The organism is Roseibium sp., assembly GCF_025698965.1.
Lineage (GTDB): Bacteria > Pseudomonadota > Alphaproteobacteria > Rhizobiales > Stappiaceae > Roseibium.
This window is the reverse complement of record NZ_JAILWL010000245.1, coordinates 1-9,543: the sequence shown is the minus strand read 5'-3', so window position 1 is coordinate 9,543 and position 9,543 is coordinate 1. Positions and strand designations below refer to the sequence as shown.

The 9,543-nt window shown below is 52.7% G+C and carries 9 protein-coding genes; 2 read left to right on the top strand and 7 right to left on the bottom strand.

All coding sequences use genetic code 11. The annotated features are described in order from the left end of the window. A partial coding sequence (locus tag K5905_RS19090; protein WP_297586669.1) for a beta-1,3-glucanase family protein occupies positions 1-834 on the bottom strand: 834 nt, incomplete at its 3' end. Between the two features lie 324 nt (positions 835-1,158). Here K5905_RS19090 and K5905_RS19085 point away from each other — a divergent pair. Beyond that, entirely contained in the window at positions 1,159-2,088 is a 930-nt protein-coding gene (locus K5905_RS19085) for a T6SS effector amidase Tae4 family protein (RefSeq protein WP_297586667.1), read from the top strand. A gap of 31 nt (positions 2,089-2,119) precedes the next feature. Here the strand turns inward: K5905_RS19085 and K5905_RS19080 are convergent, their stop codons facing one another. Together K5905_RS19080 and K5905_RS19075 are read right to left on the bottom strand one after the other, a co-directional pair. After that, the gene (locus tag K5905_RS19080; protein ID WP_297586666.1) at positions 2,120-3,772 is read right to left on the bottom strand and encodes a pyridoxamine 5'-phosphate oxidase family protein; all 1,653 of its coding nucleotides are present in this window, start codon (positions 3,770-3,772) and stop codon (positions 2,120-2,122) included. 147 nt (positions 3,773-3,919) lie between these two features. Further along, the gene (locus tag K5905_RS19075; RefSeq protein ID WP_297586664.1) at positions 3,920-4,540 is read right to left on the bottom strand and encodes a glutathione S-transferase family protein; all 621 of its coding nucleotides are present in this window, start codon (positions 4,538-4,540) and stop codon (positions 3,920-3,922) included. Positions 4,541-4,704: 164 nt separating this feature from the next. Between K5905_RS19075 and K5905_RS19070 the strand changes: the two genes are divergently transcribed. Then, the gene (locus K5905_RS19070) at positions 4,705-5,610 is read left to right on the top strand and encodes a LysR family transcriptional regulator (protein ID WP_297586662.1); all 906 of its coding nucleotides are present in this window, start codon (positions 4,705-4,707) and stop codon (positions 5,608-5,610) included. Positions 5,611-5,655: 45 nt separating this feature from the next. On the opposite strand, the gene K5905_RS19065 is transcribed toward K5905_RS19070, so the two are convergent. The 4 genes from K5905_RS19065 to K5905_RS19050 all read right to left on the bottom strand — a co-directional run. Beyond that, complete coding sequence (locus K5905_RS19065; protein ID WP_297586660.1) at positions 5,656-7,074, bottom strand: carnitine 3-dehydrogenase; 1,419 nt, start codon at positions 7,072-7,074, stop codon at positions 5,656-5,658. After that, positions 7,071-7,982: a 3-keto-5-aminohexanoate cleavage protein gene (locus K5905_RS19060; RefSeq protein ID WP_297586658.1), complete on the bottom strand. Its 912-nt coding sequence runs from the start codon at positions 7,980-7,982 to the stop codon at positions 7,071-7,073. The genes K5905_RS19065 and K5905_RS19060 overlap by 4 nt, the downstream gene beginning before the upstream one ends. 10 nt (positions 7,983-7,992) lie before the next feature. Further along, a complete protein-coding gene (locus K5905_RS19055; protein ID WP_297586656.1) occupies positions 7,993-8,778 on the bottom strand; it encodes a carnitinyl-CoA dehydratase in 786 nt (261 codons plus the stop codon). Further along, positions 8,768-9,543 (bottom strand): acetate--CoA ligase family protein (locus K5905_RS19050; protein ID WP_297586654.1); only part of this gene is annotated, 776 nt, incomplete at its 5' end. The genes K5905_RS19055 and K5905_RS19050, both read right to left, overlap by 11 nt.

The following is a 9,543-nucleotide window of genomic DNA, read 5'->3' as shown; positions in this document are numbered from 1 at the left end:
ACAATTTGCGCTGTCTGGAACCCAGGTAAATTCTCCGATTTTGTTATCGTTGGGATAACAGAAGAATCCGTACTTGCCGTTTGAATCCGGTGTCGCCGCGGCGTGCAAGGCCTTGACATAACCAGTGTCGCTCGGACCGGGGTCTGCTGACTGTGTCAGACTTTGCCATCCATCCCAATTGGTATGGCTGGAAAACAATTGTGTTCCGGTTTTCGGAAGAGAATTGAAAAAATCCTTGTAAGTCGTTGGCACCCAAGGGCCGATATCACCACCTGTCAGTTCGCCGAGCCAGGCGGTATTCGGTCCGATGATACGATAAATCCCGTTTGGAAACTGGTCCCATTTCGTAACGACATCTTTCAGAGGCCAGACCAGCGCCGACCAGACGTAATCTTTGTTTTTGCCTAACTGACCCACAACTTCGGACAAGTTTTTAAGACCATACTCGTGCTTTTCGACGGCACCGCCATACGTGCCCAAGTTGGAGAACAGAACCGTTACCGGATAGGAGAAAACGTCAATAAATGAAAGATCAAAGGTAAAGCGGTTGTTGCCGGGATCATAATTGTATTCGGCAAAAGAGAACATCACAGAGGCATCCTCGTCATAATTAAACGGATCAGGTGCTACACCCTTTTCAAGGCTCTCCGACAACCTTTCCTTTGAGAAGTAAATACGCCGCTCCGCATCAGCCTCTAAGGTCAGAGAAAGTGTGCCCTTGCTCGCAAGCGCCCCACCTCCCAGAGGCCCAATCTTGGACGGCGAACTGTAGTTGAAATCATAGACGTAAATGTCTGCACCGGATTGGTTTGATATTGTAAATTGTGTCGTCATTGGTCCACCCTATTGAATACATGGGTCAATTCTTTTTTCTCATGTAGAATGTCCGCACCAGACTTTTGGCCCTGGACCACTATTTTTAAACGCTACACTTCTTACAATTAATGATTGAATAAAATTAGATCTCCACCCACTAAAATGGAGTTCTTTGTTTGCCAAAAAACGAAACCGGTAGGCCGCTTCATTGGGAATCGACAAGACCAGTCGACCTAGAGTGACCTTAATCACGGTCTATTTTTAGAACTGTGTCCAGAATTTCCGGAATTCGGTCAGGTAGCCTTTCACCTGTCGAAGAGTTGTGTTTTGGAGTATCAGGTCATGCCGCTTACCAATCCGCTGTTTCGCGATAATGCCCGCATTCGCAATGCAGCCGAGAATGCACCCGCCATGCGCCGGGGGGAGAGAGATCGTGAAGCCGTACGCATTCTGCAAAACGCATTGATTGGGGTCGGAGCTGCCACGATGCGGCGTTCAATCAGGTCCGATGGAACGCTTGATGGTGATTACGGCAGTGAAACAGTGTCGGGTGTTGCCCGGTTCCAGGCGAGCGTCGGTCAAGCTGAAGAAGGAGGAACCGGTGACGGTATCGCCGGAAAATTGACCTGGGAAGCGCTGGACAGAAGTGCACCACATACACCAACCCAGGTAAGCATCACCACCGGACCTCAGGTAACACCGCATTCTGAAACCAAGCAGACACTTGGTCCAGCGAGCATTCAGGTTCCGACTGCATCCGTCCTTTTAAGAGAGTACCGACGATTTCGGGAGGTGCAGGGTTTGCCCTGCGGTCAGGGCATTACCAACCAGTGTGCGGTTCGGATGAGTGTCGCTCTGATGCGCAGCGATACCGGTTTCTTCTTTGACAGAAGCCGGATCAGATACACCCACACAGCCTCGAACAGGCGCTGTGGGACTGGTGTTGCTCACAATACCAGCGCATCTCGGTTGATCGGCTATCTACGAGGTATCTGGACATTCCAGCGCTACACAAAGAGCGGGACCCAGACGGCAGAGCAGATCGAAAGAACTCTGTCAGGTAGACCGGGCATCATCTACTTTGAGGATTGCTTTGAAAGGACAGATGGCTCTGCCGGCGATCATATTGATTTCTGGGATGGCTCACGTGTCATGAACGACCGTCTTGACTACAACGGCCCCGGAGAGAGAGCAGCAGGAGACGGTCCTTCAAGCAGCCGATGGTTCAGAAACATCCGGCGTAACCTCTGGTTTCTCGCAATACCAGAGTAGATAAGCACGTCCACAAGCCTCGTGAATGAGGTCAAAACGTTTCATAGTGGATCTGCATATCGGGCACCAAAGCATCCTCCAGCCCGGACTTGATCTGCGCCATGAATGCCGCGGGTCCGCAGAGGTAGTAATGCGCATCGGCTCTGTTCACCAACTTTGAGAGCATTTGCGCAGTGACGCGACCGGTGTCTTCAAAGTCTAACCCTGGCACATCCCCATCAAGCGGTTGGCTGTAAAACGTATGCATGCATATGTTCGACCGCAGACCTGCCAGCTCTTTGATCTCATCACGAAAGGGGTGATGATCTCCGTCGCGGGTGCCGTGAACGAACCAGACCGGACGATCACCCTGTTCTTGTGCAACCTTGTGTAAGATGCTCAGCAGGGGCGTGATCCCGATACCTGCACTTACAAGAACAAGCGGGCAATTCGCACAAGTCACCATGAACTCGCCCGAAGGTTTCCGGCTTTCCACAATTGCGCCTACCTGTAATTTATCATGCAGGAAGCGAGAGGCCAGCCCCTTCGGTTCCCGTTTGACTGAGATTCGGTATCGGTCATCAGTTGGAGATCCGGAAAGAGAATAAGTCCTGCTTATCTTGTTCGCAGCGTCCGGCACATCAAGCTCTATCGGCAGGTGTTGCCCTGCTTCGAAGTTCGCCAGACTTCCCCCGTCACGCGCTTCAAAAACGAAAGAAGTGACATCTTTGCTCTCCCGTTTCTTTTCAACCAGACGAAGAGACCGAGCTGCTTCAGCATTCTCCTGCCAACGCAGTTTGAGCGCTGCGCCCAATTCAACGATCTCGTCAATTTCGAACGAGACGAGCTGCCTGGCTCCCGGGAATTGCTTGACGTCTTCCGTGTCCCATTCGATCGTGGCTCGACCCGTCAGTTGCAGCATGCTCCCGGTTGCGAAGTCCAGGAACAGAAGTCCCGCTCTAGGATCAAGCGACAAATTTCCCAATGTATTGTAGAAATTGTTTCCCGCGTAGTCTGGAAATCTGATCTTTCGACTGTTCAACACCTCAACGAAACCACGCTCTCCACCGCGGTGAGACACGTCCATTCCGAAGACGGGGGTTTCTCCCTCCCCGCGATATCCGCTGGCTATGAAAAACGTGTCTGCAGATTCAATCCAGGTCCATTGCACGCTAGAAAGTTCTGCGCCCCTGAGGACGGTTATCTCCGGGGTATCGCTGCTGTACCAGAACGCCCGCGCGCGTATGTATTGTGGGCAATTTCCGAACGACTGTCCGACTGCAAAGGTGATCGAAATGCCATCCTTGTTCGTGACGCGCCCGTTTACCCGATTGCGACGCCGCGTTTCCAGTTCAATTCCCAGAATGCCAATGTCCGCGCCCTCCTGCAGAGCTGTTTCGAGCGCATCTCCTGCCACAGGCTGACTTTCAATTTCCAATTGTTCCGGTGTCGCCGAAGATACGAAACCAGGCTCCCCCGCCAGCAAAGTCGCCCAAGGGCGCCCTCTTTCGTCTCGAGCGGAAATAATCAGAAACGGCTGCGCTTGAAAGAACTCGCGATGTTGCTCAGGCATGTAGCTACGGACGGCATTGCGTGCCCAATGTTCGATTTCACCAACTCCCATGCGCTGCTGAATCAGCTTTTCGCCTTTGTGAAACGGTGACGATATTTTGGCAGACGTGTCGAACAGATCAGCAGCAGGCATTGGGGACACCTTTCCGTCAGGAAGTGAGCATTTGTGCTGGAAAGCAGAAAGACTGATCGATCCGGTGCGAAAGAAGTGCAGTTGCACTTCTTTCGGCGTTGGGAGGCAATCGTCCCGATCAAATCCGGTTTTCTCGAGGGTATCCAATCAGGCAACCAGGCCGACCGCCGTGGTCGGCATCGGCACAAAGCCATTCAGCCCTTCAATTCGTGTCAGAAGCCCACGGATGTTCGGATAGGTATCCAGGGAAACATTGCCCTCAGGCGCGTGCGCCGTATAGCTGTAGACGGCAACATCCGCGATGGATGGACGGTCACCAACCAACCAAACACGCCCCTTTAGCTGAGCTTCGAGATACTCAAACGCCCTCTCTGCAACAGCTTTGGCACGGTCAGCATCAAGCGGTGCTCCAAAAACGGTAATCAGGCGTGCGGCTGCGGGACCATTTGCGAGTTCTCCGGCGGCAAAGGAAAGATATTGCTGCACTTGGGCCTCCGAGGGCATGTCCGTCGGTATCCAGTCAGGCGCATATTTGCGTGCCAGATAGACAAGAATGGCATTGGAGTCGGCAACAACGACATCTTCATCCTGAATAACAGGCACCTTGCCGGCCGGGTTGAGCGATAAAAACGGTTGTTTCTTGTGCTCGCCTCCAGCCAGATCAACCTTGATGAATTCGTAGTCGATACCTGCGAGGTTAGCGAACAATTCAACTCTGTGGGAGTGACCGGACAGCGGAAAGCCATGGATGCGAAGCGCGTTGGACATTGCGATTTCCTCTAATTTCAAAAGTTTCGCGAGACCGGTTCAACTTGCGCCGGTTCGCTCAACCGCAATATGCACACTCCAAAACTGGAAATAATAACCCAAGTTATTCAATAATTATGTACAAAAAGAAGACAATCAGCTTTCGAGAAACTTGAGGATGCGTGATGGACAAGATCGAGACCATGAGAGCTTTTCTTGCGGTAGCGCAGGATGCCTCGTTTACAGCGGCAGGGCGTCGTTTGGGTATATCCACCAAACTCGTAAGCAAATATGTGCAACAGCTTGAGAGCCAACTGAAGACACAGCTGTTCAACCGCACGACCCGGAGCGTATCACTGACCGATGTCGGAGCCGCCTATCTGGAACGCTGCCGTCCAATCGTCGAACAAATTGATGAATTGGAATCTCTCGTTCGCGAACGCCAGGGAGCACTTGCAGGTCCAATTAGGATCACCGCACCAACCGGTTTTGGCAGCACCCGGTTAACTCAGGCACTGATCCCGTTTCTGCAGCAACACAAGGGGGTCGAACTTGACATGAGATTGACCGACAACAGAGTGGCAATTGTTGAAGAAGGTTTCGATTTGGCCATCCGAATTGGAGCTCTGAGGGATTCAACACTGGTCGCCCGCAAACTCTCGGATATGCCGTTGGTGCTTTGCGCATCGCCAGACTATCTCGATCGGCATGGACGCCCTAAAGACCCACAGTCTCTTTCAAAGCAAACATGCCTGGTGGACAACAATCAGCCGGAAATCAACGTCTGGCGTTTCAAATCCGGCGGTGATGAGCACATTGTCAGGCTCAATGGAACAATTCAGACAAACTCTCCCGGCGCATTGGCGCAAATGGCAATTGGTGGCCTCGGCATTACCCGATCCCCCTATTATGCAGTTGAAGCAGCTTTGCAGGCCGGACATCTGGAACCCGTACTGCCGGACTTTCAAACCGATGTTTTTGGTCTCTACGCTCTATATCCGCCAAACAGGCATCTAACCCGTCGAGTCAGAGCTCTCATCGATTTTCTAGCTTCCGAGCTGGGACAGCATGTCGGATTTCATGTCCGGTGAGCCAACTCGCTGAGGCGCTGCTACATAACGGTGTCCAACGCAGGCTCAGGCTCTTTGCCCAACAAATCGCCCAGCGCCGTCAGGGTGCGGTAGACCGGCATGCGAACTTGCGAATTCTGCAAGTCTTTCAGAGACTTTCGAACTTGGCGGTGAACTCGATCGCGTAGCTAGATCAACATGTAAGAGAAGGGTTTCAACGGTTGCAGCCAACTTGTCGCCTTCGCCCCGAATGAAGTGGAAGAGTTGCATCTTCTTTCCCTCCCCCTTCAAAACCTGGCTCGTAACTGTCATGCGCTCACCAGCATGTAACTCATCGAGATACCGAATGTGGTTTTCGACAGTGAAATAGCTTTTTCCCGAAGAAATATAAGCGGTGTCCACGCCAATCATCTCCATGAACCGATCTGTCGCCGCTGCGGAGGCTTCAAGGTAATTGGCCTCATTCATGTGACCGTTATAGTCCGTCCAACTCTGAGGGATTTGCCGGTCTCCCGTCACGGGCAGCTTCGTGTCGGCGTGAATATCCAAGGTGGTCTCATGTCGATTTATGACGTCTCCAGCACCGCTACCGCTTTTCTTCAAAGCCCGCATCATGCCGACAAGATTGTCATCTCGAAGCCGTTCCAGTTCTCGTATTGAAAGATGTCCCGATTGAGCATCGGATTGTCTGGCAATCAAGTCCACAAGTTCGTCAGTAAATTCAGGCACATCCATCAATTTGGTCCAAGGCCAGTTCAAGGCAGGACCGAACTGCGCCATGAAATGCTTCATGCCCGCCTCGCCACCTGCAATCCGATAGGTTTCGAACAAGCCCATTTGTGCCCACCGGATGCCGAACGCCATTCGAATGGCATCGTCAATCTCCTTTGTGGTCGCAATGCCATCCTTGACCAACCAAAGGCTTTCTCTCCAAACAGCTTCCAGCAACCTGTCTGCAATATGGGCGTCAATTTCCTTGCGCAGCGTCAGCGGGAACATACCGATACCTGTCAGAATATCTGATGCTCTTGCGGTCACTCCCGGATCACCCACCAGTTCGACCAATGGCAGCAAATAAACCGGATTGAAGGGATGAGCGACAATCGCCCGCGCTCCCTTGCCATTAAGTTCCGAAGGTTTGAAACCGGAAGTCGATGAACCGATAATGGCGCCTTCGGGAGCAAGTTCTGACAGTGTCCCCAGAACCTTATGCTTCAGTTCCAACCGCTCCGGCACACTTTCCTGCACCCAATCGGCGGCCACTGTCGCCTCGGCCATGTCTTGGTGGAAGCTCAATCGCCCCTCTGAAGGTAGCAGCTTGTCATAAAGTGCAGGTAGGCTTCGACGGGCATTTTCGATGACCTCGCCAATCTTGCGCTCCGCAGTTGGGTCGGCATCAAAAACCGCGACGTCCCAACCGTTTAGAAGAAAGCGTGCGGCCCAGCCACCGCCGATGACACCTCCGCCAACGATCGCTGCCTTCATGACGGTGATCTCTTTTTCAAGCCGAGATTCACCCGAACGTCTTCAGGCCCAATTATGCGCGCGCCCATGCCTTCAACAATCTTGACCGCTTTTTCGACCAGCTGAGCATTTGTTGCCAACACACCCTTTTCCAGAAACAAATTGTCTTCCAGGCCAACACGAACATTTCCACCCGCCAGAACTGCCGCGGCAGCGTAAGGCATCTGATCACGACCGAGACTAAAAGCAGACCAGACCCAGTCAATCGGAACCGCGTTGACCATCGCCAAGAAGGTATTCAGGTCGTTCGGTGCGCCCCAAGGCACCCCCATGCAGAGCTGCACAAGCGCCGGAGAAGCCAATGTCCCCTCATTAACCAGCTGTTTTGCAAACCAAAGGTGACCTGTATCAAATGCTTCGATTTCCGGTTTGACACCCAGCTCTGTCATCATTCCTCCCATTGCACGCAACATGCCGGGCGTGTTCGTCATGACATAGTCTGCTTCTGCAAAATTCATGGTACCGCAATCAAGGGTACAGATTTCTGGAAGGCACTGGGCAATGTGCGCCATGCGTTCAGAGGCACCGATCATGTCGCTCGCACCGGCATTTACCGGAAACGGAGCTTCGGCAGAGCCGAAAACGATGTCCCCTCCCATACCGGCGGTCAGGTTCAGCACCACATCCACGTCAGCGGCTCGGATCAGGTCTGTAACTTCGCGATAGAGATCCAGTCGACGCGAGGGTGCCCCTGTTTGCGGGTCGCGTACATGGCAATGAACGACGGCCGCACCCGCCTTGGCCGCGTCAATCGCGCTTTCGGCAATATCCCTTGGGCTGCGGGGCACGTGAGGAGACTTGTCCTGGGTTGCACCGGAACCTGTCACGGCGGAGGTAATGAATACATCCCGGTTCATTTGCAAAGGCATGATTGTTCTCCTAACGACCTTTCCAGACGGGGTCTCTTTTTTCCGCAAAGGCTTTCGCGCCTTCAAGTTGATCTTCAGATCTGTAAAGTCGTTCCACAGTTTCAAATTGGCTATTTGTGATGCGGTTCATGGCATCCTGGAACTTCATGTCTTCTGCTTCCCGCACGACTTCTTTTATCGCCGCATAAACGAGCGGCGGTCCTGACGCGAGCACGTCAGCCAACTTGCGCGCCTCGCACAAGAGATCCGAAGCCGGAAAAACATGGTTGATCAGTCCCCATCGTGCAGCTTCCTCACTGTCCAACCAACGACCTGTCAGAAGCATTTCCATCGCAATATGGTAGGGAATCCGCTTTGGGAGTTTGATGCTTGCAGCATCGGCGACCGTTCCGGAACGGATCTCCGGCAACGCGAACGTTGCGTGATCGGCGGCAACGATGAGATCTGCCGACAGTGCGAGCTCCAACCCACCGCCGCAGCAAATGCCGTTTATTGCAGCAATGACAGGTTTGTTGAGACCACGCAGCTCCTGCAGTCCGCCGAAACCACCCTTGCCATAGTCACCGTCGACCGCATCTCCGGCCGCAGCGGCTTTCAGATCCCAACCAGGACAAAAGAACTTTTCGCCTGCGCCGGTGATGATGGCCACCCTCAGTTCCGGATCGTCGCGGAAGTCTGTGAACACCTCGCCCATGATCCGGCTCGTGACAAGATCAATTGCATTTGCCTTGGGACGATCCAACGTCACTTCAAGAATGTGACCGTTTTTGACAATTTTTATGGGGTCATCTGTCATGTTTCTCACCACACCTGATCAATGCGTCCGCAGCAATCGCAAAGTCTTCACCACAAAGCAGAGGATTGATCTCCACTTCCTCAACCGGATTTGAAATCACGTAGTCTTGCACTGCCATTACCGCGTCGATAATGGCTTGAGTGTTGCAAGCAACACCGCCTCGATAACCCGACAAAAGTTTCGAGATCCTCAGTTCGCCCAGCGCATCTTCGATTTGAGATGGCATAACCGGTAGAACCAGCGACACGCGATCTTGAAGCAATTCCGTCAACGCTCCGCCTGCTGCCAGAGTGAGGATGTAACCATGTGCTGGATCTTGGACGACACCAATCAGCAATTCAGCAACGTGTCTCGTCACCATTTCTTCAACAAGCATCTGTTTCGAAGGCATGAGATCGGCTGCGCACTTGACGGCGTCAATCGATGTCAAATTAAGCGCAACGGCTCCGGCTTCGGTTTTATGAGCAATGCCCACTCCTTTCAGCACGACAGGAAATCCGATCTGTTCTGCAGCCGATACAGCGTCAATACTTCCGTTGACTTCAGAACTTCTCGGAATCCGAACACCGCACTTTGCCAGAATTTTCTTGGCCTCAAATTCCGAAAGCGCCATTGGGTGTTGAACCGTGATCGGCAGATGAATGGGGAGCGACGATGACGGCTTTGCAATCAAAGAAAGAGCTGCAATAGCCGACATGGCTTCTTCGAGCCCGCAAAGAGGGACAATTCCCTTGGAAATGAGTTGTTCAGAAATGTGCTCCGGAA

Coding starts and splice junctions, on each gene's coding strand:
- K5905_RS19070 (WP_297586662.1), top strand. CDS start 4,705: ATGGACAAGATCGAGACCATGAGAGCTTTTCTTGCGGTAGCGCAGGAT.
- K5905_RS19055 (WP_297586656.1), bottom strand. CDS start 8,778: ATGACAGATGACCCCATAAAAATTGTCAAAAACGGTCACATTCTTGAA.
- K5905_RS19080 (WP_297586666.1), bottom strand. CDS start 3,772: ATGCCTGCTGCTGATCTGTTCGACACGTCTGCCAAAATATCGTCACCG.
- K5905_RS19085 (WP_297586667.1), top strand. CDS start 1,159: ATGCCGCTTACCAATCCGCTGTTTCGCGATAATGCCCGCATTCGCAAT.
- K5905_RS19075 (WP_297586664.1), bottom strand. CDS start 4,540: ATGTCCAACGCGCTTCGCATCCATGGCTTTCCGCTGTCCGGTCACTCC.
- K5905_RS19065 (WP_297586660.1), bottom strand. CDS start 7,074: ATGAAGGCAGCGATCGTTGGCGGAGGTGTCATCGGCGGTGGCTGGGCC.
- K5905_RS19060 (WP_297586658.1), bottom strand. CDS start 7,982: ATGCCTTTGCAAATGAACCGGGATGTATTCATTACCTCCGCCGTGACA.